The sequence below is a fragment of the Paucibacter hankyongi genome, from assembly GCF_037482915.1.
Classification (GTDB): Bacteria; Pseudomonadota; Gammaproteobacteria; order Burkholderiales; family Burkholderiaceae_C; genus Paucibacter_A; species Paucibacter_A hankyongi.
In genome coordinates, this window is sequence record NZ_JBBHJX010000003.1 from 112,622 (window position 1) to 138,333 (window position 25,712).

Here is a 25,712-nt window from a genome sequence, read left to right on the forward strand (position 1 = left end):
ACAGAGTTTTCGATGGGCGCGATTCTCATCAGCCCTCGACCTGCAATCGCTAAGGAATATCCCTGAATTGGGGCGGAGCCCCCTTGAATCGAGGGAGTGTTCCTGACTCTAAGAACCTTTGTTTGAACAATCCAATTGCATCCGATTCGGAAGTTAGCCCTCGCCGAACGAAGCAAAACTGCGAGGCCGCCAGGGCACGCTCACCCCCCCATCGCTGCCGCAATCAAATCCATATCGTGCGCGCTGACTTCAAACAGGCCGAAGCGCAGCTGGTAGCCCCAGTTCTTTTGTCCGCGTGAAAACTCAAGGCGATCAAGCCAGGGCTGAATGGGAACTTCCTGCGCTTCCTGCCCTTGCAACCAATCCACATCACGCCGGAACGGGACAAAGCCGCCCCCCATATCGTGGGCATAAGGCTCGCGATCAAGCACCCGGCCCAGGGCGGTGAAGGATTGCAGCCGGTCCTTGCCACCGAACAGGCTGCTGGGCGAGTAGTAGGCCACCCGATCACCGGCGCGCAAACGCCGCAGCGGCGCGGCCTTGCCATGGCAGACCTGCATAAAGCCTTGCGCGCGACCGATTCGCACATGCTCGGCGCTGGCCACCGCAATCCAGCAACGCGCAGCCCCCACCTGAGCAGGCGGCAAGGCGGGCGCCGCCAACTCAAAGCCCGGCAAACAAGCGCTCTGCGGCAATGCCCCCGCCCTCATTGCCCGTTCGGCGCAAACACGCGCAGGCGGTGTCCATCCGGATCGATGGCGGTGAAGGTGTAACCGAAGTCCATCACCGTCGGTGACTGAATGATGGGCAGGCCAAGTTCGCGCCAGGCCCCATAGACGGCGTCCACCGCCTCGTTCGAGGCTTGGGCAAAAGCCAACTCCCCGCTGGCGTGCGGAGAGACTGCATCCACCGTGGGCAGCACCGTATGACGCGCCCACAAGCCCAGCATCAGGCCAGCATCGAGTGCGAACATGGCGAATGTCGGCGAGCTCTCGACCGGCTCGCGGCCCAAGACGCGGGCGTAGAAAGCCGCGCTTTCGATCGGGCTAGCGACGTAGAGCAGAATGAAGTTGGGCTGTTGGTTCATGCGATGCACTCCTGAGTTTGAAAGCGGTCCTCGGTGGACCTGTCAGGCATCGTAAAAACCGGCACTGTCAATTTCTGGCAGCAGTGCGCAAGGCCCCGCATCGCCCGCAAAGCTACTGCGGCTCAATGCCCTCCAGCGCGCGCCACTCGGCCAACAAGGCCTGGCGCGGGCGCGGGTAGCGCTCCGCCAAAACCTGCATCGACTCGATGCGATCAAGCCGGAAGTTACGCGTCGCTTGCCGCAGTTCACACCAGGCCACCAGCACCCGTGCCGAGTCGAAAAACCCAAGTGCAAAAGGCCAGACGATGCGCGCGCTGGCCGCGCCCTTGAGGTCGAGGTAATTGAGCGACACCTTGCGTTCGTTGCGCAGCGCCGAACGCAAGCCGGTTTGAACCGATTCATCGGATCGCAGCGGTTCACCCGGCCCCACCAGCAAGGCCGAGCTGTCCAGCTCGAAGCGCAAGTCGGGCGGCAAGACGGCGGAGATCTTGGCCAGCGCATTGCGGGCCGCCTCGGCCAGGGCCGCATCGTCGGAGCGTCCAGCTACCCAGCGCGAACCCAGCACCAAGGCCTCCAATTCATCGGCGCTGAACATCAGCGGAGGCAGCACGAAGCCGGGCTTGAGCACATAGCCCAGGCCCGCCTCGCCCTCGATCTGCGCGCCCTGGGCCTGCAAGGTGGCGATGTCGCGATACAGGCTGCGCAGGCTGATGCCGAGTTGCTGCGCCAGCGCCGCGCCTTGAATCGGCTGGCGGTGGCGACGCAGCAACTGCATCAGCTCAAGCAGACGTGCGGCGCGCGACATGCTCTAGCGCCCGTCGCTCAACCGTAGATCGACTTCTCAGGCCGCCGCGCCAGCACCGCAATCGGCGGTGCCCAGCGCTCGCCGCGCGGCTTCTTGCTGGTCACCAAAGTGATCTCGCTGGGCTCAAAGACTTCGACGTTGTGCGTGATCGGCGTGGTCAGCAAATACTGCGCGCGGGTCGAGCGCAGGAAGTGGCCGACCAGCTGGATATTGCGCACGTCCAAGTGGGCGAAAGGCTCGTCGATGAAGACAAAGCCGCCCGGCGAATCGTCGTCCTTCATCAGGCCCACCAGCAGGATCAGACTCTTCAGCACCTGCTGGCCACCAGACGCTTCGCCGTCGTTCAGGCCCACTTCGCCCTTGCCGTCGAAGTTGAATTTGACCTGCAGACCGGCCTGGGCCAACACCATATCGTCATTGTCCAAATGCGGCAGCTCGGCCTGCGCCATCACGCCGGCCAACTCGCCCAGCTCCTGCACATTCTTTTTGTAGCGCCGCACGGTGGCGCGCAAGACGTCGATATAGCGTTCGCGCGCATTGAAGGCAGCGATGCGCGCCATCTCATTGCTGGCGCGGCGGTCCTCCAGCTGGGTGGTTTGCTCCAGCACCGAGGCATTCATGCGGTGGTGGCGCTCCTGCACCTGCGGGTCGGTTTCCCAAACGCCGTTCTCGAGTTCAGCTTGCACATGGCGGCCGGCAATCTCGGCCTGCTTGGCGTTCTCGAACTCATCGCGCAAGGCTTGCAGCGTGGACGGCTGCACCCAGGCCGCTGGAAAGCGGGCCTTGGCTTCACGCGAGGCCTTGGCCTGGGCACGCAGGTCGGCCAGCTTGGCCGCATGCTCACGCTGCACCCGGCCGACATTGTCTTCACTGGCTTTCAGGCTCTGCTGCGCAGCTTCGTAATCGCGCTCACTGCGGGTGTGGGCCGTCAAGGCCCGGTCATGCTCGGCTTCCAAGGAGGTCATGCGGGCCGAGGCCTCGGTACGGGCCTGGCGCAGGGCCGGCAGGCGCTCGCGGGCAGCAGCAAATTCGTCGGCACGCTCGCCCAGTTCCTTGGCCGCTTTGTGGCCTTGAGCAGCACGCTGCGCGTCCTTGAACTGACGCTCGACCTCGGCCTGCTCCTTGGCCAAACGGGTCAACTCAGCGTCATAGCGAGCCAGCTCGTTCTCCAGCGCTTTGCGGCGTGAATCTAGTGCCGAGACGCCGAACTGAAAGTCGCGTGGCTCCACCCAAAGGCTGCGGCCGCCACGGCCGTCGCGGTAATAGGCATCGGGCGTGATCCACTCGCCGCCGGTGCGAGCGCCGGCCTCGGTGTCCTTGACACGGCGGATGGCGCCGAGTTGTCGCAAGAGCCAGCCGGGCAGCTTGGCGTTGATCTTCAGCGCGGCCAAGAGCGAGTCGGGCGGCACGACGGCCGGCGCATGCTCGGCATCGGCCACCACGTAATGGCGATAGCGCTCACGCGAAGCCAGCGCAAAGGCATGGGCCTCATCGCCGCTGCGCTCCAGCACCACCACCCAGCGCGAGGGCCGCAACATGCCCTCGGCGGCGGCGCGCCAGGCTTCGTCGGCGATGTCGATGCAGTCGGCCAGCACATGGTGAGCGATGCCGGCTTCATCGAGCGCACGGCGGAAGCGCGTTACCTCCACCGGCGGCGGCGGCAGGCGTTGGCCGGCCAGTGCATCCATGGCCGCTTGGGCCTTGTTGCGCTGGTCGTTGCTGCGGGTGAAGCTTTCGCGCAACTGATGCTGGCGGCCGCTCAGGTCTTCGACCCGTTGGGCCAATTCTTGCGCATCGGTTTCCACCGCCGCCAGTCCGCGCAACTCCTCCTCGCGTTTGGCCAAAAGCTCCATCGGCCGCTCGGCTTCGCGCGCAGCATCAAAGGCTGACCGGTTGTTTTTGCGCTCTTGTTCTAGCTCCAGCAGGCGATTCTTGGCTTGCTGCGAGGCTTCAAACAACTTCAACAGCTCGGCGCGCTTCGCCGCATGGCTGCGCGCATCGGCCCCGGCGAAGAGACGTTGTCGGTGCAAGTCACGCAGACCTTGTGCGGTGCGCGCCCGCGCCTCGCTCCACTGCAAGACCGGCAAAACCTCGGTCGACAAGCGCTCACGCTCACGCAGGCGCAGCTGGTACTGCTGATAGCTGGTGACACGGTTGGCCAGATCGGAGAGCTGCGCTTGGGTGTGCGACAGCTCATGCGCCGCCTGCTCCACTTCTTTGAGCAAATGCTGTTGATGGCTGCGCGCCTGGTCGTAGCGATCCAATACCTCCTGGTCGCCAAACACCTCGAACACCAGGCGCAGCAATTCCTTCGGCGAAAGCTCGCAGAGGCGGTCGGTTTGGCCCTGCTCCAGCGCCAGCACGCGGCCGATGGCGCGGGTCAGGCCAGCCGCTTCCAAGCGACGGCGCCAGGCCTCGATGCCCATCCATTCCTTCTCGGCCAGCTCAGCCATCTGCTCGATGGTTTGCACACCCTCCACCATCAGGTAGCGACGTTGCCAGTCGCCGCCATGGCGCTCGATGCGGCAGGCCAAGGTGACTTGGTCGGAATAAAACAGTGAGCTGGCAAAAGGCCGAGAGCTGTTTTGGCGCCCACGCGGGCGGTTGTCCACCAAGGCGCGCAACCAGGCGCTCTCGGCATTTGCGTGGCGCGCATAGGTCTTGTAGGTGCGGCCGCCCGAGCACTCCAGGCCCAAGAGCGTGCGCATGGCATCGAGCAGCGTGGTCTTGCCCGAGCCATTCGGGCCGGCAATGGTGATGATGGCGCCGTCCAGCGGCATGGTCACGCGCTGGCAATAGTCCCAGTGCAGCAGTTCAAGCGATTGCAGGTGAAACATCAGGGCTCGCTTTGGTCTTGTAGCGGCTGTACGTCTTCTTCGACAGCCTCTTCGGGAATCAACTCGGGCTGGCGCGCCAGCCCAATGGCGGCGGCCACAGCCGGATCGGTGGTGCGGGCCATCACATCGCCCAGGGCACCGTCCAGAATGCGCGGCGCCAGCGTGTCGTAGTCCAGCAGCAGGTCCAGCAAGGGGCCTTCGGCAATGTCTTCGCCGCGCCGTGTGATGAAGCCGTTACGTTCCAGCAGCTTCAAATTGCTGTCCAGGCGCATCTTCTTGCCGAGCTGGTTGCCAAAGTCGGCCAAGAGGCTGCGGTAGCTGAGCGTCGGGCTGACGCTGGCGGCCGTGGGCAGCGGCTTGTCGGTGGCGAACATCTCGTTTTGGCCCAACTCCTTGGCGTCAGCTCGCGCCACCTGGCGCTGCCGCTTGGGCAAGACAATCAGCGACCACAACACCACCAGCAGGGCCACGCCGTCGCGCGGCAGGTCCAGGTTGTTGTTGGCGGCCAAGCCGGTTTCGCCAAACACCGCCACCTCGGCCGGGCGCAACATGGCCAGGCTGATGTGGTCGGCGTAGAGGTTATCGATCACCCGCAGGCCGACGGCAGCTAGGCGCTGGCCCAGGGCGGTCCAAACCTCGTTGTCGATCAGGGCGCGGCGCACCAAGGGGTGGCTGCGCGGCAGCCAGCGGCGCGCCAGCAATTGCGCCGCCAACGCGGCGGCATCATCAAGAGCAGCGCTCATGCTTGGGTCTCATCTTTCTTGTCTTGATCCGGCACTGGATCTTTTGCACCGGCCACCCGCAGCACGCCGCGGCTCATCCAGCGGATGTATTCGTCGTCCACCTCACCCTGCTCGGCGGTCCAGTGCACACGCCAGGGTTGGCGCGCCATATCGCCGGTGGCGCCGGTCAAATGCTGGGCTTCTTTGTCACCCAGCAGCGGCAACAACTGCGCCCGGTAAGAAGCGCGGGCATAACTGCCGCCCAGCACGGCGGGGGCCAGGTCTTGCTCGATCTCGCCCGCCTCGCTCCAGCGTGTCAGCAAGGCTTGCATGACACCCATCTCAGGCGGCAGGCTCATCACCGCCAACTCGCCCTCGGGCGCCGGCTGGGCGCTGGGCAAGGCTTCTGTTTCTTTGGGCTTGGGACGATCACGCTCGAACTCGGCCTCGGCCGTATCCAGCAATTCATGCTGGGCCACCAGCACCGGATGCACCGGCCGCGACAAGGCGCCCAGCGACAAATTCTCTAAAAAATGCACGCTCTGCAGCCAGCGCCGCACATCGGTGGTGGTGATGCCAGTGGAGCCCAGCGTGACCCGCTGGCGATCCGCCTGTTGCAGCGCCCGGTTGAACTGGCTGGCCATGGACAAAAGCCGCGCCTGCGCAAGGCCCAGCTCACGCGCCAAGCGCTCCAGCTTGGCATTGCCCTGCTCTTGCGCCTGCACCATGATGGCCGACAAGGCCTCGCTGGCCTTTTCCACCAAGCTCAGCGCCTTGCCAAATCGCTGACGGGCGCGGCGCAGATGGAACTCGGAGCCGCTGGCAATCGCGTCGGCAAACTCGTCGTACAGACGCGAGAGCTGCGCTTGCAAATGCTGCAGCTGAGCCGGGTCCAGCGTGCCCAGCTGATGGGCGCCGGCCACATTGGCCAAGAGCGAAGTCAAATCGGCATCTTGTGCGCTGCTGGTCACCAAGGGCGACAAGACCCCCAGCAACTGCTGCGCCAAGGGCGTGACGCCGTACTGTTGGTTGGAGCCGTCCCAGGCCAGCAGATCGGCCTCACGCAAGCGCTTGAGCACCAACTCCAGCGGCTCATCGCGCAGCTGATGGAAATGCTGGTTCAGCGCCTCGCGGCTGATGCGCGAGGCCGGCATGGCCATCACTTCCATGAAGACCCACAGGCGCAGCTTGACCAAGCTGGCCGGGCCGTGAAAAAGCGCGCGCAAGGCGGCGGTCAAGCCCTCCTGGCGTTCCAGTTGCCACAACAGTTGGGCCTCACTGGGCGCCACCGCATCGCGAAAATAGTCTTCAAAGCGAGCTTCGTCTTCGCTCGCTGGGTTTGGGTTCTCCCGCATGGGGGCGATTATCCCAGCTTGAGCGATGGACTCCGGCGCCGGCCGGCCCAATTAAGCCTATTCGGTATAAGAGGTTTCACCGAACAGGGATGCGCGGAAGGCTGGGGCGTTGTGCTTGTCTTCGCTGGACCAAAGCAAGATCGCTTGCGCCGACATCGGCCGAGCAAACAAATAGCCCTGCAGCTCATCGCAACCCATGCCGGCCAGAATGGCCTGCTGGCCCTGCGTCTCCACCCCTTCGGCCACCACTCGCAAGCCCAGTGCATGGGCCAGCTTGACCACCGCATCCACCACCGCGCGCGCATCCACGCTGGTGACGATGTCGGTGACGAAGGCGCGGTCAACCTTCAACTCCTTGGCCGGCAACTGGCGCAGATAGCTGAGCGAGGAATAGCCGGTGCCAAAGTCATCGATGGACAAGTGCACACCCAATTCGCCCAGGCGCTTGAAGGTGTCCTGGATCGCCTGGGTGTTTTCCATCACCACCGATTCGGTGATCTCGCAAGTCAGCAGCGAGGGATGGACCCGGTACTCCTCCAGGGCCTTTTCGATCCGCTCAATGAGGTCGTCCTGGCGCATCTGGTGGGCCGATAGATTGATCGCCACCCGCATACGCAGGCCACTCTCGCGCCAGACCCTGGCCTGCCGGCAGGCGTCGTCGATGACCCAATTGCCCAACTCGCGCATGAAGCCGAAGCGCTCGGCCACCGGGATGAAGATCGCCGGCGACACCATGCCTCGACTCGGGTGATGCCAGCGCAGCAAGGCCTCGGCGGCCGTGATCTGACCACTGCGTGCGTCAATCTTGGGTTGGTAGAACAACTCCAGCTCTTTGCGTTCGATCGCCAGACGCAGGTCATTCAGGATGTCGAGCTGCTCGCGCGTATCGCCATCCATGCCGGGGGCGAAGAAGCAGTAACAGGCGCCGCCCAGTCGTTTGGCCGCGTTTTTGGCGGCATCGGCGCAGACCAGGATGCGAGCCTTGCCACCATCGAGCGGATAGCGTGCGATGCCGGCCGAGGCCGAAAGCGCCAGCTCTCGCTGATCCAACACATAGGGCCGCGCCAACTCGGCCAAAACACGCTGCGCAAAAGCAGCCAGCGCTTCCTTGCCCTCCGCACTTCGCAGGAGCACCACAAACTCATCACCACCGATGCGCGCGCAAACATCCTCCGGTCCCACGCAAGCGCGCAGGCGCTCGGCCGCTTGACGCAGCAAGGCATCCCCCGAGTCATGCCCGAAGCTGCTGTTGACCGGATTGAAACCGTCGAGATCGAACATCATCAGGGCCAAGGCGCCCTCGTTTCTGTCGCACTCAATCACAGCCTGGCTGAGCAACTGCTCCAAACCAAGCCGGGTCGACAGCCCGGTCAATGGATCCACCCGCGTGACGTCAAGCTCCGGCACGGACTGGGTTTCAGCCTCGGACAAATGCGTCAAAGCAAACCAAAAACTCGCCCCAACAGCCGCCAACAAAATCAGCGCCAGACTGGCGGGCAACGAAGGCGCCACCACGGGCAGCAAGGCGGCATCAAGCACATACAGTGAGCCCAATGGCAGACCCACCGCGACCAAGGCACCGACCGAGCGCATCGCATGGGCTGGCCACTGGCCCCCACGCGGCAGCAAGAGCAAAGCCAGCACGCCCATCTGCAACATGGCCGCGGCGATCAAATCCTGCACACGTTGCAGCCAGCCCAGCCCCGAACCTTGACTGGCCAAATAGCCATGCAAGGTGTACAGCACAATCGCCATGCCCCCCATCAGCAAACGCGAGTTCCGCGTGCGGGCCCGGCGCGGCCGCACGCCCTCAAGAACCATTTCGGCGGCGGCCAGACTCAAGCCCAGACCAAGCAAGGCCCAGACATCCCAGCCCGCCCCGCCCGCCCCACTGGGGCCACGCTGAGACAAGGCCTGTATGGGCCACCACAAACCGGCGCCAATCAACAAGGCCGAGGCCAACCAACTGCCGCGCACCCGCTGTTTGCGACGCTGTTCACCAAGCGCCTGGATCTCGACACCCACCCACAGCAATAGGGCCGCCACCAGGGCGACCACCATCAGCCAGACCAAGGGGTTCAGTGGCGCGGACGCCGTCTGATCCGAAACAAACAAATTCATTTCGACTCCTGCCGCTTGCGCTGGCATCGGGATTCAGTTTTCTTCGGATTATCTGGTCGAGAGCCGCGCTGGGGTGCAAAAAGTTAGCGGCCCGGCAGCCTTCAATTCCATCAATGCCACGGCTTCAACAAGGGCGTGAACAAAGCCACAAAGCCCAGCACATTCAGCCCCACGGTCACAAAGAACAGGCGCCTGAAGCCCGGCTTGCCCGATTTGTGGCGCAGGATTTGCTGCGCCAACAAGGCGCCCGGCCAGCCACAAGCCAAGGACAGGCCATGCAGTGTCCGCTCGGCCACCCGCCATTGCCCCAAACGAGCGGCGCGCTTGTCACCGGCATAGACGATGAAGGTCGCGATGCTCATGGCCATATAAGCACCCCAGACTGCCGGTGCGATTGGCCACAACAGATGGCAGATCAAATACAGCAACGCGAAGCCGGGTACCAAGGCAAGGCTGCTGAGCAGCCGCGGCGACGCGCCTCGCGGCGCGGCCACGGGCTTGGTTTGCCTGGAGCGCACGCGGACCGCGCGCCGCTTGCCCTGCGCGTCCTGGCCGAGTTCGAAACTCAAGGCCTCGCCCACTTGCGGCCGCTCGGCCCGCAGGTCGAAACCCTTGATGTGCACAAACACCTTGGCCTCACCATCGGCGGGCGTGATGAAACCGTAGCCCTTGGCGTCATCCCACTGGGTCAGCTGTCCTTGTTGTCGCATGGTCCGGAGAAAAATTGCTTGCGCACTCTGCCACAAAAGGGCTCAGCAAGAAAAAAGCCCGCTGGGTAGCGGGCTTTGCTTTCAAGGCCGGTCAAGCAAGACCGGCGATTGAGTGTCGATCAGCGGCCGAAACCGCTGCGACGGGTGCCTGCAGGCGGGCCGTTACGCTTAGGGCCGCCAGGGCCACGCGACTCAAAACTGCCGCCTGGGCGACGATCGCCACCAAAGCTGGGCTTGCCGCCGAAGGAAGGCTTGCTGTCGCCGAAGGCCGGACGGTCATTGCGCGGTGCGAAAGCCGGGCGATCACCACGCGGAGCAAAGCTGCGCTCACCACCGCGGTCATTGCCACGATCGAACTGAGGACGATCATTGCCGCGGTCGAACTGCGGACGGTCGTTGCCACGCTCGAACTGGGGACGCGAATCCTGGCGGAAGTCACCGCGCGGCTCAAAGCCACCCGAGCGACCGGCGTCACGGTTGAAGGACGGCGCGCCGCCATCACGGTTGAAAGGCTGACCACCGTCACGGTTGAAAGGACGGCCGCCATCGCGGTTGAATGGCTTGCCGCCACCGAAGCTCTTGCCACCAAAGCCAGGCTTGCCGCCCCAGCTCGGACGGCCACCACGGTCGTCAAAACCACCGGCGCCAGCGGGCCTTGGCGGGAAGATGCGCGGTTCTTGCGTCTTGGGCTCCAGGCCTTCGATCTGTGCCGAAGGAATGGTCTGGGTGGTGAACTGCTGGATGCGACGGATCATGGACACATCATCACGTGTGGCCAGCGTCACCGCCAGGCCTTCGCGACCAGCACGGCCGGTACGGCCGATGCGGTGCACATAGTCCTCGGCCTTCATCGGCAGACCGTAGTTGATCACGTGGGTGATGGTGGGCACGTCGATGCCACGGGCGGCGACGTCGGTCGCCACCAGCACGCGCACTTCACGACGGCGCAGGGCCATCAGCACGCGGTTGCGGCGACCTTGCGGCATGCCGCCGTGCAGCGGCGCCACGGCGTGGCCCAGTTCCTGCAGGCGCTCGCTCAGCCAGTCAGCGTCACGCTGGGTGCTGGTGAACACCAGGGCTTGGTCAACTTCCTTGTCGGCCAGCAGATGCTCAAGCAACTGGTCCTTGTGGTTGTTATTGTCGGCCCAGTGCAAACGCTGGGTGATGTTCTCGTGGGTGTCGGTGTGCGAAGCCACATCCACACGCTGCGGATCACGCAGCAGGTCTTGTGCCAGGCGACCCACATGGCCCGCGAAGGTGGCGCTGAACATCACAGTTTGACGCGTGGCGGGGATGCGATCAGCGATGAACTTGATGTCATCAATGAAGCCCATGTCCAACATGCGGTCGGCTTCGTCCAGCACCAGCATCTCGACGTTTTCCAGCACGGCACGGCCGGACTGGATGTGGTCCATCAAACGGCCAGGTGTGGCGATCAGGATGTCCAAGGGACCGCTCAATTGCTTGAGCTGCAAGGCGTAAGGCATGCCGCCCAAAACGGTCGACAGCTTCAGGCCAGGCACATGGCGGCCGTAGGTCTGAGCGGCCTTGGCCACTTGCATGGCCAATTCACGGGTTGGGCACAGCACCAGCACGCGGGGGCCAAAGACTTTGCCCTTTTCGCGACGTGGGGCTTCGCCACCGGCGGCAACGGCTGCGGCTGCAGCGGCGGCCACAGCGGCACGGCCTTCCAGCACCTTTTGCAGCGCGGGCAAGATGAATGCGGCGGTCTTGCCGCTGCCGGTGCGCGATGACACCATCAGGTCACTGCCCTTCACGCCGGCAGGAATGGCCAGCGATTGCACCTCGGTGGCGTTCTCGTAACCAGCGTCCTTGACAGCGCGCAACAGGGATTCGTTCAGGCCTAGATTTTCGAAACTCATATCTTCTTTCAACAAAGCCGTGCCCCGCCTCGCGAAAAGCAAGACGAACACACGCGGTCGATGCGCGCAAAAAATAAAAGCGCATCGAACCAATAAAGTCGCTGGGAGAAAGCTCGCGTCGTGCACCGGGTCTTGGGTGTCGGCAAAGCAATGCCGAGAGGTGCCAGGTGCGGCGCCGGGGGAACAGTCAAAGCGACGGCATCGCCGCCGACCGAACCCGAAGGGTGCTCAGCGCTTCACCCCAAGGGGTGCGCAGTGATCAGCCAATTACTCAGAAGTGGCGGATTCTGCGTCGCTGCGCGCAAGAAATTGGGCAGCGGCCTGAACGAGGTCAGAGGAGACGTACGAAATGCTTCAGCTTCAATCAACAGGTACTTCTGCTGAAGCAAGACTGCAACTATAGCACACTAGGGTTTTCACGGAATGAAAACCCACAAAGTACGATCCGATAGGCCGCCAGTTCGTGAGCAAAGTCACGCGCCGCAGGGCAAATGCCCCGCGACCAGTGACTCAGCAACGCCCTGCCCCATTCACGGCACTCAGCGCACTCAGCGCGACAGCACCGCACTCAGATCGCTCAAGACCTGCATGAAACGCTGCAACTCTTCGCCCTGCAGCAAGTGCATGCCTGCGGCGCCATCCAGGCCCGCGGCCGGCACATCAGCATGGGCATCGAGCGTTTGCAGCATGGCCTGCTCCAAGCCGGTTTGCGCCAACACTTGTATCAAAGGCAGGCCGCGGCTGTGCTCGTTCGCCACACAGCCCAAACGCTGTTCCAGCAAGGCCTCGGCCCAGGGCAATTCCAAGTTGACCAGGCCGACCCGCTCAAGTGGCAAATGCAACCCCTGCGCCGCCAAATCACTGCACAGCAACACGGCAGGCCTGGCCTGCTGCGCCCAGCGGCCGGCTGCCGCCTGCCTGTCGGCCAAGCGGGCTTCGGTCTGCAAGTGCAGCACCGCCACCCCTTGTGCCTGCAAGCGCGCCGCCAACAGCTGCAAGGCATCATCCCATTGGCAGAACACCACCAAACGGTCCACCGCCCGGCCCAACATCTCGCGGCACAGTGCCGCCATGGTGGCCAGCTTGGGCGCCTCGGCTGAAGTCTCGCCTGCGTCCAACAGTTGCGGGGCAATCGCCAGACGACGCAGCGCTTGCAGCAATTGCTGCAAGCGAAGCTGCTCGGCATCAGACACATAAGCGCTGCGGCCCCATTTCGCCACGGCCTGTCGCAACTGCGCCAACAAGGGCGCCTGCAAGGTCTGTTGCTGCTCGGTCAAAGCCACCGCGCGTAACTGCACCAAGGCCAGCGGCAAGGTCGGCTGCAACTCGGCGCGGCTGCGACTGAACATCACCCGCTCCAGCGTGCTGTCGAGCGCTTCCAGGGCAACAAAGCCCGCCACCTGGCCTTGTGCATCGCGCCGGACATGACGCGTCAGAAAACGATCCAAGGGTCCGGTGCGGTGCCGATCCAGCAACTCCAGCAAAGGCAACAGCGCCTGCGCTTGTTCGTCCAACAACTGGCCGCTGAGCATCAGCATGAAGCCATCGTCCAGCTGGCGCAGCTGCGCCAGGGTCTGCGCATCCAAACGCTGAGCCTCATCGACGATGATCAGTTCGGGTGCGTAAGCCTTCAGCAGGCCCAGGTCTTGCCCCAGCGAGGCCAGGGACGCGATCTTGATCTCCTGCCCGCCTTCGGCTTGGGCCACACATTGCTGCTGACGCGCGGCCGCATCACCCCACACCATCTGCGCGGGGGCATGACACAGGGTCTGCGCCTCGGTCAGCCAACGGGTCTGCGCCGACTCGGCACACAACACCAACACCCGCTCCAACCCAAAGTGCTGGGCGAGCAAGGCCGCTGCTGCATAGGCCGGCGCATACAGGCCCAGACCCAGGTCGTCGGCCACCAGGCTGCGCCCGGCGCAGGCCGCAAAAATCGCCGCTTCCAGCTGATAAAGCGGCAAAGGCAGCTTCAACAAACTGCGCAAGGCCGGGCTTTCCAGTCCCTGCGGGCAGGCCTGTTCCAGCGTTTGAATGCGCCGGCGTGCATCACGCCCCAAGGCCAACAATTCCCAGACAGCGGGTTCGACCCGCAGTTCATGGCCGGATTCTTCGGCCACCGCCAACAGGCTTGCCAACGCGCCCTCAGCTTCGGCACGCAAACGCCCGCGACCGTCCAACAGCGCAGACGCCGCCTGACTCAAAGCCTCGGGGCAAGCGCGCCCGCGGCGCCAGCGCAGATGCCGGCGCGCGCCATAACCCAGTCGAACCTCGCTGTACTCGGTCTGATAGCCCTGCTCCAACAAGGCGCGCTGTGCAGCGTCGTCAAGCAAGCTGCCCAGCACAAACTCGACATGCTCACAGCTGCCGCGCTCACCGAGCAAGAAGTCCTCGCAAGTGCAGCGGCACTCGGCCGGATTGCTGCCACGCACGCTAACGCGCCAATTGCCGGGACCCTGCAGCTCCCGGACCTGGTAGTCCCCAAACACCGAGGCGTTGCCAGTCTCGATTGTCTGTGCGCTGAAGCGCGCGGGCGGCTTGGGCTTGGGTTTAGGCACGGGTGCAGGTGCCGGTGCGGGCGCAGGGACCACCTTGGCAGGCGCTAGAGGTGCCTGCTTGGTCGCCGATGAGGCCGCGGGCTTGTCGGCCTTTTTGCGGCCTTGCTGGCCTGACTTTGGGGTCTCGCTCGGCGAGGAGGATTGCAGCGCTGCGTCGGCGGCTGGGGCCGAAGCCTTCTTGGAGCGGCCCGGCGTAGGCACGCCAGGGTCGCTTGGCTGACTGACCGCTACAGACTCAAGCACCACAGGGGCCGCCGTCGTAGGCTTGCGGTTCTTTGTCGCAGGTTTCTTTGTCGAAGCGGCCTCAGACACTGGCGTGGCCGCGGTTTGTGCCACCACACCGTTCAAGATATCTCTCACCGCCGCTTGCGTCTCGGCGGCTTTGTTCGAGGCTTGTTTGGGTGCCGCTGAGGCTTTCTTGGCCGCGGGCTTTTCAGCGACGGTCTTCACCGCTGCAGGAGGCAACTCCGCCGCCTTGGCAGCGCCAGCCGAACGCGTCTTCTTTGCCACGGCTTTGACCGTGGGCGCCTTTGCAAGCGCTTCTGGCACAGCCACTTCTTGCACGGCCGCCTTTTTTACGACCGGCTCTTTGGCAAGCGGAACGGCTTTAGGTTCAGCCTTTTTCGCAAGCGCCTTGGTCGCAGTCTTGGCTGAAGTTTTTGCCACTGTTTTAGTCGCTGGCTTGGGTGCCTGCGGTGCCACCGTCACGTCAGCCTTCTTCTTGCTCGCTTTGGGCAAGGCCGGCGCGGCGGGCGCTGCAACCTGTTCGGCGGGCTTGACGGCGGCCTTCTTCGCTGCCGGCGGCTTGCGCTTAGCGGCGACGGGCGCTTCGGCAATGGCAGGCGCGACTGGCGCGTCCTTGCGCGGTTTCTTTTGACTCGTGGCCATGGAAATCTATTTCAGGTTATTCAGCGGCGGGCGCCGCTGCGGAGTCCGACACAAGGCTGGCAGAACACCAACCGCGCAGACTGTTGATAAAAGCAAGCCCGGTCGCGCGCGCCAGGTCGGCGCGCAGCAAGCGCGCCTCCCGCAAGCGCCCGAGCTGCAGCAATTCTTCTCGGTAGACACCGGGCAAGAGCCCGGCCTCCAGCCGTGGCGTCAGCCACTGGCCATCAATTTGCAGGGCGATATTGCCAATCGTGCATTCGGTCAACTCGCCGTCTTCATTCCAGAGCAGCACATCGAAGGCCTGGGGCGGCTTAGCTCGGGCAAAGGCCTCGTAGACCTCACGGCGCGTGGTTTTGTGCTGGATGAATTCGGCGCCGGCGCCGCGCGTTTCGATTGGGCGCGCCGCCAACACCAGCCCGACTGTAGCCGGCGTTTGCGGCAAGGCCGTGACCGTGCTTTGCACCGCCCCATCGGCTTGCAGCGTTAGGCGCACACGCCAACTGCCCTGCGGATGCGCCTGGGCCAGCGCCGCCAAGGCCGAACGCACCTCATTCGGTGACAGGTTCAAACCGAAATGCAGCGCGGTGCGCTGCAGGCGCGCCAAATGCCCAGGCAGACGCTGCAACACGCCCTGCTCCAGCCGCAGTGTTTCAAGCGCGGCAATCGGCGCTTGGGCGCGCAGCAAGAAGCGCGCCTTGGCCCGCCACTCATCCAATTCGGCCTCGGCCACCGAGTCCAAGGTGATGGCACTGCCCACACCCACGCGCAGCGCCAAAGATTCGTCCTTCTGCACGCACTGATCCAACGCCACTTCCTGGACGCCAAGCTCAAGCCCGGCGCCGCCGTCGCCAACCGCTGAGACGGCAGTCTCCACCGTGCGAATCGGCACATTGAAGGTCACCACCCCGCCCGGCTGCATCAGCCCCAGAGCGCCGCAATACCAGCCGCGGGGCCCGGGCTCCAGCGTCTCGATGATCTGCATCGCCCGTTGCTTGGGCGCCCCGGTAACCGAGCCGCAGGGGAACAAGGCCGCCAACAACTCGGACAGCTTCAGCCGCGGCCGGCTGACCGCGGTCACCGTCGAGATCATTTGCCAGACGGTCGGCAGGGCCAGCAACTCGAACAAACGCGGCACCCTTACGCTGCCCAATGCGGCCACACGGCTCAGGTCGTTGCGCAACAGGTCGACGATCATCAGATTCTCGGCCCGCTCCTTCACGCTGGTGCGCAGATAGGCTTGGGCAGCCTCATCCGAGGCAGCATCGTGCCCACGTGTGGTCGTGCCCTTCATCGGCTGGGCGGCCAATAACCAGGAAGTTTGAGCTTCCGGCAGCGGTCGCCAGTCAAAGAACAACTCGGGCGACACGCTGGCCACGCCGGCATTGCGCAGGAACAGCGAGAACCCGCCCGACTGAGCCCGGTGCAGAGCCAGAAAGAGTTCGGCCAGATCGCGCCCCGGTGCCAGCGTCGAGCGCAGCTGCGTGGTCAGGTTGACCTGGTAGCAGTCGCCGGCGCGTATCCATTCGCGGATGCGCTCAATCTGCTCCCGCTCGTCCGCCGGGTCTTGCGCATCGCGCCAATCGGCGCACAGCAAGGACGCCCCACCCGCAGTTTGGCCCACCGTTTGGCCCGCAGGGGGCTCCGCAGCCGCGTCCAGCAAAGGCCAAGGCTCGGGCTCCCCATGGTAGAGCGCGAATTCGGCCAAGGGCATTGGGCTGTCCCGCCCCGGCAAGGCCGGGTCCAATGCGACAGCGGCTTCGTAACGCAAACCACCCAGCACCCAGGCGCCATCACGGCTGGCCTGATGCGCGGCATCAATCAAGGCAGCAAGATCCGCCGCCCGATGGGCACGCAGGTATTGGTCCGGTGGCCGGTAAAACGCCCCGCGCACACGCTCGCCATCCTCGCGCGCTAATGGGTGGCGCGGAAAATCAAAGGCGGCCCACAGCATGGACGACGCAGCAGGACTGGGTTTCACCGGACTCACTCGCCTGCAAACAAGCGCATCACAGACTCAGGAAATGCTCGCGGTAATACGCCAACTCGTCGATCGACTCGGTGATGTCGGCCAGGGCGGTGTGAGCCTGAGCCTTTTTAAAGCCGTCCAGAATGCCGGGCTTCCAGCGCTTGGCCAATTCCTTCAAGGTCGACACATCGAGATTGCGATAGTGGAAGAAGGACTCCAGCTTCGGCATGTAATTGGCCAGGAAGCGCCGATCTTGGCAGATGCTGTTGCCGCACATCGGCGATTTGCCGGCCGGCACATATTGCTTCAGAAACTCGATGGTCTTTGCCACCGCCTCATCCTCGTTCACCGTCGAAGCCCTGACCCGGTCGATCAGGCCGCTCTTGCCATGCGTGCCCTTGTTCCAGGCATCCATTTTGTCCAGCGTCTCATCACTTTGATGGATGGCAAACACGGGGCCTTCAACCCGAACATTCAATTGCGCATCGGTGACCACCACCGCGATCTCGATGATGCGATCTCGATCTGGGTAGAGCCCGGTCATTTCGAGGTCGATCCAAATCAGGTTTTGCTCATTGAGGGCCAGCACAGGCGCAGGCGCGGTCTCGGTGTTCATGCTTGGGGCTTTCTATCCATCTTGAATCGGGCGCATTGTCGCAGCCCTACACTTCATCCATGTTCGCAAGCATTCCCTCCACATTGCCGTCCCTCCACCCCAGCAGCCTGAGTCTGGCCTTTGCCGCCGCTTTGCTGCTCGGCTTGATGCTCAAGTTCTGGCTCAGCAGCCGCCAAATCCGGCATGTGATGCAGCACCGCAGTGCGGTGCCCAGCTCATTTGCCGCCACGGTGCCGCTCGACGCACACCAAAAAGCCGCCGATTACACGGTCACGCGCAGCCGCTTCGGCCTGCTGAATCTGGCCTTCAGCAGCGCGGTGCTGCTGGGTTGGACCCTGCTGGGCGGCCTCGACATGCTGAACACCTGGGTGTTTGACGCCACCGCACAGCGCTTCGGCGCCATGGCCTATCAACTCAGCCTGCTGATCGCTTTTGTGCTGATTGGCTCGCTGTTGGACCTGCCTTGGGAGCTGTACAACACCTTCAGCATCGAGCAGCGCTTTGGCTTTAACCGCCTGACCTGGAAGCTTTACTTGAATGACGCCTTGAAGGGCGCCGTGGTCGGCATGCTGATCGGCCTGCCGATTGCCGCTTTGATTCTGTGGCTGATGGGGGCCGCCGGCCGCTACTGGTGGTTGTGGGCTTGGGGAACCTGGATGGGCTTCAACCTCTTGATTCTGGTGCTCTACCCGACCGTCATTGCGCCCTTGTTCAACAAGTTTGAACCGCTGCCCGATGAGGCCTTGAAGAGCCGCGTCGAGGGGTTGATGGCGCGCTGCGGTTTTGCGGCCAAGGGCTTGTTCGTGATGGACGGCAGCCGCCGCTCGGCCCATGGCAACGCCTATTTCACCGGCTTTGGCCCGGCCAAACGGGTGGTGTTTTTCGACACCTTGCTGGCGCGCCTGAATGGCCCCGAGGTCGAGGCCGTGTTGGCGCACGAACTCGGCCACTTCAAACACAAGCATGTGCTCAAGCGCATGCTGATGATGTTCGCCATCAGCCTGGCCGGCTTCGCCCTTCTGGGCTGGTTGTCCAGCCAGGCGGGCTTTTATCTCGCCTTTGCGGTGCAGCCGAATATGGCGGCACCGAACGACGCCCTGGCGCTGCTGCTCTTCATGATGGTGGTGCCGGTGTTCGGCTTCTTTTTCACGCCACTGGGCAGCCTGATGTCGCGCCGCGATGAGTTCCAGGCCGATGCCTACGCCTGCGCCCATGCGCGCGGCGCCGACCTGGCCTCGGCCCTGCTGAAGCTGCATGAAGACAACGCCGGCACGCTGACACCCGACCCGGTGTTTGCGCGCTTTTACTACTCGCACCCACCTGCCACCGAACGACTGGGCGCCATCTTGGCCCGGCCCGAAAGCGGCAGCCCAACCGGCCGCGAAGGCGCCGCCGCATGAGCCGCTTTGGCGATTTGGACCTGGGGCTGGTGGTGCGCGGCCATGGTCGCCACTACATCGTTGAGGACAGTGAGGGGCTGCGCCGCGTCTGCCATCCGCGTGGCAAAAAGAGCGACTGTGTGGTGGGCGACCAAGTGCGCTGGGCGCCCGCCAGCAGTGACGAAGGCGTGATCGAGGCCGTCGAGCCGCGCCGCAATCTGCTGTTCCGCCAGGACGAATGGAAGACCAAGAGCTTCGCGGCCAATCTGGATCAGTTATTGATCTTGGTGGCCGTGGAGCCGGTATTCAGCGAAAGCCAGTTGTGCCGCGCCCTGATCGCGGCCGCGTCGGCCGGCATCGAGACCACCATCGCCCTGAACAAGACCGACCTGCCCGGCACCGCGCTGGCCCGCGAACGGCTGGCGCCCTACCGTGCCATGGGCTTGTCCATGATGGAGTTGGCCCTGAAGGCCGACCCCGAAGGTTCACGCGCCTTGCTGACGCCCTGGCTCAGCGGCAAGCGCAGCTTTGTCCTGGGCCCCAGCGGCACCGGCAAAAGCACGCTGATCAACCTCTTGATTCCGGATGCCAAGGCCCAGGTGGGCGACATCTCGGTGGCGCTGAATTCGGGCCGCCACACCACCACGACGACGCAGTGGTACTGGGTCGATGCGGAGCGCCAAAGTGCGCTGATCGACTCACCAGGTTTTCAGGAGTTTGGACTTAAACAAATCGAACCGGCGCAGCTGCCGCTGTTGATGCCGGATTTGCGCGCCCATGCCGACCATTGCCGTTTCTACAACTGCACCCACCAGCATGAACCCGGCTGCGGCGTGCGTGATGCGGTCGAATCAGGTGCCATCAGCGCCGGGCGCTACCGCATCTACGGCGAAATCCTGGCCGAGTTGAGCAGCAAGCGCTGGTAGGGCCGCGCGCCTCAGTCGCGGCGAATTGCCGCGCCACTGACCTCGCGCACTTCCACATCGATCACCTCGCCCGCGGGCTGAGTAGGCGCCCGCGCCGCGCCGCGACCCGGGCGGAAACTGCGCGCCCGCGCGAAGCCGGAGGTATCCAGCACCGGACGGCGCCCGCGCAGCAGGCTCCAAATCAGCAAGCCGACCATGGTCAGCACGGCCACGGCCATCAAACCCAGCACCAGCACCACGGTTGCCGCGGTGAAGAGCACGCGGGCCACAAAAGTTAGCAAAGCAGACAACAAAATAACTTCCTTTCTTGGCGGGGTCAGCCCCGACCGAATCAACCGCGCCCGACAAAAGGCATCGTGGTCGCCATCACCGTCATGAACTGCACATTCGCCGACAGCGGCAGGCTGGCCATATAGAGCAAGGCGCTGGCCGCATGGTCAACATCCATTGTCGCCTCCGCAGCAATAGTGCCGTTCGCCTGCGGCACACCTCGCGTCATCGGCATCGCCATCTCAGTCAAGGCATTGCCAATGTCCAACTGCCCACAGGCAATATCAAAAGCGCGCCCATCCAGAGACAAAGCCTTGGTCAAGCCGGTGATGGCGTGCTTGGTGGCCGTGTAAGGCGCCGAGTTTGGCCGCGGCGCATGGGCCGAGACCGAACCATTGTTGATGATGCGGCCGCCACGCGGGCTCTGGCTTTTCATCAGTTTGAAGGCCGCCTGGGCACACAAAAAACTGCCGGTCAGATTGACATCGACCACCGCCTGCCATTGGGCCAAGGTCAACTCGTCGATCGGCAGCGCCGGTGCGCCGATGCCAGCGTTATTGAACAGCAGATCGAGCCGACCAAACTCGACCCGCACCCGCTCAAACAACGCCGTCACTTCGGCCGCCTGCGTCACATCGGCGGGCAAGACCAGGGCGCGCCCCGCCTCACCAGCCAGACCCGCCGCCGCAGCGGTATCCTCCAGCGCCTGCTGGCGCCGGCCGACCAGGGCGACGCGATAGCCCGCCTTCAACAAGGCCAGCGCGGCAGCACGGCCGACCCCTGACCCCGCTCCGGTCACCAGGGCAAATTGACGGTCCTCGTTGATGCTCTCGCTCATGCATTTATTCCTGTGTAGCCAGTCTCGGCACCGGCAAGACCGGTCGAAATGGAACATTTGAGGGCAAAACCCTGAAAGTCAAGCCGGGCAAATACCGAAGGCCATCAACACACACTCGACCCTCAACACCAGGAAAACCCACCTGCCGCGGCTTAGACTGACACCATGTCTGCGCACATCCTTTCCGCCCCGCCCACCCAAGCCTTGAGCCAACCCGTGGCCACGACGACTACGGCGACCACGGCGGCCAAACCCAAGAGCGGGCGACTGCTGTACATCGAAGACAACGCGGTCAATATGCTGGTGGTCGAAGAGTTGGTCGCAAGCCGCCCGCAGCTGAGCCTGGCTTGCGCCGAAGATGGCCGCCGCGGCCTGCAATGCGCCCGAGACATGCAGCCCGAGCTGATTCTGCTGGATATGCACCTGCCCGACTTCGACGGCTACGAAGTGCTGCGCCGACTGCGCGCCGACCCCAGCACGGCCCACATCCCCTGCATCGCCCTGTCGGCCAATGCGATGGACGACGACATGCGCCGCGCCATCGCGGCCGGCTTCCTGGCCTACTGGACCAAGCCGATCGATTTCAAAGCCTTTCTGGCGGGGCTGGATGCGTTCTTCGCACCCAGCCCATCACTCAGCGCCGGCACCTGCACCGGCAAAAGCTGACTCAGGCCGGCAACAGCCCCCGGCTCTTCAACATCGGCTCCACCACCGCATCGCGGCCACGGAAAGCACGGAACGCTGCCCCCGGCTCGGAGCTATTGCCGGTCGACAAAATGCATGCACGCAGGCGAGCCGCTACTTGAGGATCAAAGGCGTTGCCGGCCTCGACAAAAGCGTCGAAACCGTCACAGTCCAGCACCTCGGCCCACATATAGACGTAGTAGCCCGAGGCATAGCTGGAGCCGGAGAACAAGTGCTGGAAATGAGTCATTCGGTGATTCATGCCGATTGCCGCCGGCAGGCCATAGGCCGCCATCGCCTTGGCTTCAAAGTCGACCACATCGGGGCCTTGGGCATCGCTGAGTGAATGTGCCGCCAGGTCGACCAGAGCGCTGGCGGTGTAGCGCACCGTCTCATAGCCTTGGTTGAACAACTCGGCCGCTTTCAGCTTGGCCAACAAGGCATCGGGAATAACCTCGCCGGTTTGGTAATGGCGGGCGTGCTTCTTCAGCACCTCGGGCTCGCTCATCCAATGCTCAAAAATCTGCGATGGCAGCTCGACAAAGTCGCGCAGCACCTGGGTGCCCGACAGCCGCTCAAATTCAACGTCAGACAGCAGCCCATGCAGACCATGGCCGAATTCATGGAACAGCGTGCGGGCATCGTCAAAGCTGAGCAGCGCCGGCTGACCCGGTGCACCCTTGGCGAAATTATTGTTGTTCTGAATGATGGGCAGGCAGTCCATGCCATTGCGGGCCTGCCAGCGCAGCGCATTCATCCAGGCGCCGCTGCGCTTGCTGCTACGGGCGAAGTTGTCCTGCATGAAGATGCCGCGCAGGCTGCCGTCGGCGTCCTTGACCTCGTAGACCTTGACGTCCGGGTGATAGCCGGCCACCTCGGGCTTGAACTCAAAGCGCAGGCCAAACAAGCGGCCGGCGCAGTCAAAGGCGGCCTCAACCATCGAGTCCAGCTGGAAATATGGCTTGACCTCGGCTTCCTCCAGGTCATAACGGGCCTTGCGCACCTTCTCGGCATAAAAGCGCCAATCCCAGGCCTCGAGCGTGAACTCATGCCCCATCGACAGCATCATGGCCTGCAAGGCTTCGCGCTCGAGTTCGGCCGCGGCCAGGGCCGGCTGCCAGACCTTGTCCAGCAGTCCGGCCACCGCCTCGCGCGTACCGGCCATGGTGTCGGCCAAGGCATAGTCGGCAAAGCAGCTGTGGCCATGCAGGCGCGCCTGCTCATTGCGCAAGGTCAGGATCTCTTGCGCGATCGCGCGGTTGTCGGTATCACCGGCGGCCTCGCCCCGGCCCACCCAGGCACGCCAAGCTTGTTCGCGCAGGTCGCGGCGCTCGCTGAAGGTCAGGAAGGGCACGATGTGCGAGCGAGACAGCGTGATCACATGCTGCCCAGCCAGACCGCGCTCGGCGGCCGCTTGGGCGGCGCTGGCGCGCACAAAATCCGGCAAACCGGCCAGGTCGGCGTCATTGCTCAAAACCAGTCGGTAGCTGCTTTCATCGCCCAACACGTTTTGGGCAAATTGCGTATTCAGCTCGGCCAGGCGCTCCATCACCCGGGCATAACGCGCCTGCGCAGCGGGCTCGAGCTTGGCGCCGGCGCGCACAAAGTCCAGGTGCACACGCTCCAGCAGGCGCAGTTGCTCGGCGCTCAGACCCAGCGCCTGCCGCTGCTGGTACAGCGCATCCACACGCTTGAACAGGCCTTGGTGCATATAGACGCGGTTGTTGTGGGCGGCCAGCGGGGCCGCCATGGCGCGCTGGGCCGCCTGCATTTCGGGCGAGGTGGCCGAAGCCGCCAGCGAATAAAACACCGTCTCGATGCGGGTCAGCAAACGGCCGCTGCGATCAAAGGCAGCCATCGTGTTGGCAAAGTCGGGCGCGGCACTCTGCTGGGCGATTTGATCCAACTCGGCCACATGCTGGGCCAGTGCTACCTCAAAGGCGGGAGCAAATTGGCTGGCATCGATCTGCGCAAAAGGCGGCAGACCGTAGGCACCGGTCCATTCCTGCAACAGTGGGTTGTCGAGAGATTGCTTGCTGGGGCTGTTCATCTATTTCATCTCCTGTTTGGCCTGCGGGTCGGGCCAGCAATAAAAAAGGCGTCGTCCGGGTACGGATGACGCCTTTCTCTTCGGTCGGTCTGAGAAGCATTCGCGCGCTTCAGGCGGCGCCGGCGCAGCGCTGCGCGCGGGCCATCATCGGCGAGCGGGTCGCAGCCATTTACTTACCTGCGGCTGCAGCCTTTTCCTTCTTGATGGCGAGCTCGTCGGCCTCGTCGTAAGGCTTGTTGCTGCACTCGGCCTTCCACTCGTCGAGCTTGTCGAGGTAGGCTTCGGCGCGTGCTTCCAAGGCCTTGGTCGATTGGTTGTGGGCCTCGGCCTTGGCATCAAAGCCGGGCGACAGCGCCTTGTAGGACATCTTGTCCTTGTTCAGCGCATCGATGCGCACGCCGTGGGCCTCGGCCTTCTCGTCGTAGTCCTTCTTCAGCGCCTCGGCCTCTTCCTTCTTGGCCTTGGGCAAGCTGACCTTCAGCTCTTCGTTGAGCTTGAGCAAGGCGGCACGCTCGGCCAGCAGCTCCGTGGTGCGGGCGGTCAGCGCGTCACCCATCTTGGTCAGGTCGTCCTTTTCCTTCAGCAGCTCGGCGCGTTCCTTGGTCTGAGCCGCTTGGGCTGCCTTGATGGCTTCGCCTTCGGCGCGATTCGCGTCATTGGCGTTCATGCAGCTGCGCAGTTCGTCGCGCGTCATCAGCTTTTGCTTGGGCTTATCCACCACCGGCTTGCTGACCTTGTTGTTCTTGGGGTCAACCTTGGCATTCGGGTTGGCGGTGGACTGCGCAAACACCGGCATCAACGCGGCGGCGAGCAAGGAGACAAGAATTCGTTTCATGGCAAAGCTCTTACTTTCTTTCATGCAGATAGCGCCCAGCTCTTGGCGCCGACAACACCCGAGGCCGCGGGCCGGCCCGGCACAAATTGAAAGGCGCCCGAAAGCGGCGCCACGCCCGAATCATGCCACGCCCGCGGGGTCGCAGGATCAGGGCTAGCCCCTGCAACTCAGCCTAGCGCTTTTTGCAGCAATTCGGCCATCAAACCGTTGACGCCACCGACATGGGCATCGGCGCGCTCGCGCAGCGTCTTGGCCAAGTCTGCCGGCAGTTTGCAGGCGAAGGGCACCAGGCCGGCGGCGCTGTCCAGGCGGCGCTGTTCCTTGCGATCCGGCAGCTGCGCGGCACCTTGGCCAAAGCGCCCAGGCACGGCCGCGCCGCGCATCTGGCTGTCCAATTTCAGGCCGGCGAGGCGGTCGAGGTCGGTTTTTTTCATGCTCATGTTTTTGAAGACCTGCAAGGGGAAAGAAGCGACCGATTGTCCCCCAGGCTCACAGCAGCACCCGGCGGGTGCGCAGCGCGGCCGATAATGCGCGGCCCGCTTCCCTCCAGAGTCCCGACCTTATGGCCATCAAAGCCACCATCCACAAAGCCCAGCTGCAAATCGCCGACATGGACCGCAACGTCTATGGCGAACACAACCTGACCATCGCGCGCCAACCGTCGGAAACCGACGAGCGCATGATGATTCGCATCCTGGCCTTTGCCCTGAATGTGCCGGCCGACGAGATGCGCGGGCGACTCGAGCTGAGCAAGGGCCTGGCCGACGTGGAAGAGCCCGAACTCTGGCAGCGCGACCTGACCGGCGACATCGTCCACTGGATCGACCTCGGTCAGCCCGATGACCGCCGGCTGCTGAAGGCCCATGGCCGGGCCGAGCGGGTCAGCGTCTATACCTACACCTACAGCAGCGCCATCTGGTGGGCCGGCATCGAAGCCAAGCTGGTGCGGGCGCCGCGCCTGGCGGTCTGGCAGATCCCGCACGAGCAGTCGCAGGCCTTGTCCAAGTTTGCCGAGCGCAGCATGCAGATGCAGGTCACCGTGCAAGACGGCGGCATCTATGTCTCGACCGCGGCCGACTCGCTGGAGATCACCCCGATCGCGCTGAAGGTGGCCCAAGACTGATCCTTGACCCCTGATCCCGCCGGGCTCTGCCCGCTCCTCTTGCTGACCGAGGCCGCGCC

The 25,712-nt window shown here is 63.9% G+C and carries 21 protein-coding genes; 4 read left to right on the forward strand and 17 right to left on the reverse strand.

Going from position 1 to position 25,712, the window contains the following annotated elements:
* Positions 1-200: 200 nt before the first annotated feature.
* The 12 genes from WG899_RS06500 to orn all read right to left on the reverse strand — a co-directional run bounded on the left by WG899_RS06500 (position 201) and on the right by orn (position 17,548).
* Positions 201-695 (reverse strand): EVE domain-containing protein, encoded by a 495-nt coding sequence (locus tag WG899_RS06500; protein WP_339594816.1) that lies wholly within the window; start codon positions 693-695, stop codon positions 201-203.
* A gap of 11 nt (positions 696-706) precedes the next feature.
* Positions 707-1,087 (reverse strand): VOC family protein, encoded by a 381-nt coding sequence (locus WG899_RS06505; protein ID WP_339594817.1) that lies wholly within the window; start codon positions 1,085-1,087, stop codon positions 707-709.
* Between the two features lie 112 nt (positions 1,088-1,199).
* On the reverse strand, positions 1,200-1,892 hold the full coding sequence (locus WG899_RS06510; protein WP_339594818.1) for a helix-turn-helix transcriptional regulator: 693 nt from the start codon (positions 1,890-1,892) through the stop codon (positions 1,200-1,202).
* A gap of 17 nt (positions 1,893-1,909) precedes the next feature.
* A complete protein-coding gene (locus WG899_RS06515) occupies positions 1,910-4,729 on the reverse strand; it encodes an ATP-binding protein (RefSeq protein WP_339594819.1) in 2,820 nt (939 codons plus the stop codon).
* Positions 4,729-5,472, reverse strand: a complete 744-nt coding sequence (locus WG899_RS06520) for a hypothetical protein (RefSeq protein WP_339594820.1) — start codon at positions 5,470-5,472, stop codon at positions 4,729-4,731. The genes WG899_RS06515 and WG899_RS06520 overlap by 1 nt, the downstream gene beginning before the upstream one ends.
* On the reverse strand, positions 5,469-6,806 hold the full coding sequence (locus WG899_RS06525) for a hypothetical protein (RefSeq protein ID WP_339594821.1): 1,338 nt from the start codon (positions 6,804-6,806) through the stop codon (positions 5,469-5,471). The genes WG899_RS06520 and WG899_RS06525 overlap by 4 nt, the downstream gene beginning before the upstream one ends.
* A gap of 57 nt (positions 6,807-6,863) precedes the next feature.
* Positions 6,864-8,927 (reverse strand): putative bifunctional diguanylate cyclase/phosphodiesterase, encoded by a 2,064-nt coding sequence (locus WG899_RS06530; RefSeq protein ID WP_339594822.1) that lies wholly within the window; start codon positions 8,925-8,927, stop codon positions 6,864-6,866.
* 110 nt (positions 8,928-9,037) lie between these two features.
* Complete coding sequence (locus WG899_RS06535; RefSeq protein WP_339594823.1) at positions 9,038-9,637, reverse strand: DUF1294 domain-containing protein; 600 nt, start codon at positions 9,635-9,637, stop codon at positions 9,038-9,040.
* A gap of 119 nt (positions 9,638-9,756) precedes the next feature.
* Positions 9,757-11,520 (reverse strand): DEAD/DEAH box helicase, encoded by a 1,764-nt coding sequence (locus tag WG899_RS06540; RefSeq protein WP_339594824.1) that lies wholly within the window; start codon positions 11,518-11,520, stop codon positions 9,757-9,759.
* Between the two features lie 548 nt (positions 11,521-12,068).
* Positions 12,069-14,588, reverse strand: coding sequence for an SNF2-related protein (locus WG899_RS06545; protein ID WP_339594825.1), 2,520 nt, complete (start codon positions 14,586-14,588; stop codon positions 12,069-12,071).
* 394 nt (positions 14,589-14,982) lie between these two features.
* The gene (locus WG899_RS06550) at positions 14,983-16,944 is read right to left on the reverse strand and encodes a chorismate-binding protein (RefSeq protein ID WP_339594826.1); all 1,962 of its coding nucleotides are present in this window, start codon (positions 16,942-16,944) and stop codon (positions 14,983-14,985) included.
* Positions 16,945-16,972: 28 nt separating this feature from the next.
* Positions 16,973-17,548: an oligoribonuclease gene (gene orn / locus WG899_RS06555; RefSeq protein ID WP_339594827.1), complete on the reverse strand. Its 576-nt coding sequence runs from the start codon at positions 17,546-17,548 to the stop codon at positions 16,973-16,975.
* A 59-nt stretch (positions 17,549-17,607) separates the two neighbouring features.
* Here orn and WG899_RS06560 point away from each other — a divergent pair, with 59 nt between their 5' ends.
* Together WG899_RS06560 and rsgA are read left to right on the forward strand one after the other, a co-directional pair.
* The gene (locus tag WG899_RS06560) at positions 17,608-18,948 is read left to right on the forward strand and encodes a M48 family metallopeptidase (protein ID WP_339594828.1); all 1,341 of its coding nucleotides are present in this window, start codon (positions 17,608-17,610) and stop codon (positions 18,946-18,948) included.
* Positions 18,945-19,853: a ribosome small subunit-dependent GTPase A gene (rsgA, locus tag WG899_RS06565; protein ID WP_339594829.1), complete on the forward strand. Its 909-nt coding sequence runs from the start codon at positions 18,945-18,947 to the stop codon at positions 19,851-19,853. Before WG899_RS06560 ends, rsgA begins: the two co-directional genes overlap by 4 nt.
* 11 nt (positions 19,854-19,864) lie before the next feature.
* Here rsgA and WG899_RS06570 read toward each other — a convergent pair whose 3' ends face one another.
* Together WG899_RS06570 and WG899_RS06575 are read right to left on the reverse strand one after the other, a co-directional pair.
* Positions 19,865-20,143: a hypothetical protein gene (locus WG899_RS06570; protein WP_339594830.1), complete on the reverse strand. Its 279-nt coding sequence runs from the start codon at positions 20,141-20,143 to the stop codon at positions 19,865-19,867.
* A 41-nt stretch (positions 20,144-20,184) separates the two neighbouring features.
* Positions 20,185-20,961 (reverse strand): SDR family oxidoreductase, encoded by a 777-nt coding sequence (locus WG899_RS06575; protein ID WP_339594831.1) that lies wholly within the window; start codon positions 20,959-20,961, stop codon positions 20,185-20,187.
* Between the two features lie 165 nt (positions 20,962-21,126).
* Here WG899_RS06575 and WG899_RS06580 point away from each other — a divergent pair, with 165 nt between their 5' ends.
* Positions 21,127-21,627 carry a response regulator gene (locus WG899_RS06580; protein WP_339594832.1) on the forward strand — a complete coding sequence of 167 codons (501 nt, stop codon included), beginning with the start codon at positions 21,127-21,129 and terminating at the stop codon, positions 21,625-21,627.
* Between the two features lies 1 nt (position 21,628).
* Here WG899_RS06580 and WG899_RS06585 read toward each other — a convergent pair whose 3' ends face one another.
* The 3 genes from WG899_RS06585 to WG899_RS06595 form a co-directional block, all read right to left on the reverse strand.
* Positions 21,629-23,695 carry a M3 family metallopeptidase gene (locus WG899_RS06585; RefSeq protein ID WP_339594833.1) on the reverse strand — a complete coding sequence of 689 codons (2,067 nt, stop codon included), beginning with the start codon at positions 23,693-23,695 and terminating at the stop codon, positions 21,629-21,631.
* A gap of 169 nt (positions 23,696-23,864) precedes the next feature.
* A complete protein-coding gene (locus WG899_RS06590; protein WP_339594834.1) occupies positions 23,865-24,530 on the reverse strand; it encodes a hypothetical protein in 666 nt (221 codons plus the stop codon).
* A gap of 167 nt (positions 24,531-24,697) precedes the next feature.
* Positions 24,698-24,970 (reverse strand): hypothetical protein, encoded by a 273-nt coding sequence (locus WG899_RS06595; RefSeq protein ID WP_339594835.1) that lies wholly within the window; start codon positions 24,968-24,970, stop codon positions 24,698-24,700.
* Between the two features lie 122 nt (positions 24,971-25,092).
* Here WG899_RS06595 and WG899_RS06600 point away from each other — a divergent pair, with 122 nt between their 5' ends.
* Complete coding sequence (locus WG899_RS06600) at positions 25,093-25,653, forward strand: YaeQ family protein (protein WP_339594836.1); 561 nt, start codon at positions 25,093-25,095, stop codon at positions 25,651-25,653.
* Positions 25,654-25,712 lie beyond the last annotated feature (59 nt).

Bases quoted from the DNA above. Each gene is read 5' to 3' on its own strand.
- WG899_RS06540 (WP_339594824.1), bottom strand. From the start codon at position 11,520: ATGAGTTTCGAAAATCTAGGCCTGAACGAATCCCTGTTGCGCGCTGTC.
- WG899_RS06510 (WP_339594818.1), bottom strand. From the start codon at position 1,892: ATGTCGCGCGCCGCACGTCTGCTTGAGCTGATGCAGTTGCTGCGTCGC.
- WG899_RS06560 (WP_339594828.1), top strand. From the start codon at position 17,608: ATGTTCGCAAGCATTCCCTCCACATTGCCGTCCCTCCACCCCAGCAGC.
- WG899_RS06580 (WP_339594832.1), top strand. From the start codon at position 21,127: ATGTCTGCGCACATCCTTTCCGCCCCGCCCACCCAAGCCTTGAGCCAA.
- WG899_RS06590 (WP_339594834.1), bottom strand. From the start codon at position 24,530: ATGAAACGAATTCTTGTCTCCTTGCTCGCCGCCGCGTTGATGCCGGTG.
- WG899_RS06505 (WP_339594817.1), bottom strand. From the start codon at position 1,087: ATGAACCAACAGCCCAACTTCATTCTGCTCTACGTCGCTAGCCCGATC.
- orn (WP_339594827.1), bottom strand. From the start codon at position 17,548: ATGAACACCGAGACCGCGCCTGCGCCTGTGCTGGCCCTCAATGAGCAA.
- WG899_RS06530 (WP_339594822.1), bottom strand. From the start codon at position 8,927: ATGAATTTGTTTGTTTCGGATCAGACGGCGTCCGCGCCACTGAACCCC.
- WG899_RS06600 (WP_339594836.1), top strand. From the start codon at position 25,093: ATGGCCATCAAAGCCACCATCCACAAAGCCCAGCTGCAAATCGCCGAC.
- WG899_RS06575 (WP_339594831.1), bottom strand. From the start codon at position 20,961: ATGAGCGAGAGCATCAACGAGGACCGTCAATTTGCCCTGGTGACCGGA.
- WG899_RS06520 (WP_339594820.1), bottom strand. From the start codon at position 5,472: ATGAGCGCTGCTCTTGATGATGCCGCCGCGTTGGCGGCGCAATTGCTG.
- WG899_RS06515 (WP_339594819.1), bottom strand. From the start codon at position 4,729: ATGTTTCACCTGCAATCGCTTGAACTGCTGCACTGGGACTATTGCCAG.
- rsgA (WP_339594829.1), top strand. From the start codon at position 18,945: ATGAGCCGCTTTGGCGATTTGGACCTGGGGCTGGTGGTGCGCGGCCAT.
- WG899_RS06525 (WP_339594821.1), bottom strand. From the start codon at position 6,806: ATGCGGGAGAACCCAAACCCAGCGAGCGAAGACGAAGCTCGCTTTGAA.
- WG899_RS06595 (WP_339594835.1), bottom strand. From the start codon at position 24,970: ATGAGCATGAAAAAAACCGACCTCGACCGCCTCGCCGGCCTGAAATTG.
- WG899_RS06535 (WP_339594823.1), bottom strand. From the start codon at position 9,637: ATGCGACAACAAGGACAGCTGACCCAGTGGGATGACGCCAAGGGCTAC.
- WG899_RS06585 (WP_339594833.1), bottom strand. From the start codon at position 23,695: ATGAACAGCCCCAGCAAGCAATCTCTCGACAACCCACTGTTGCAGGAA.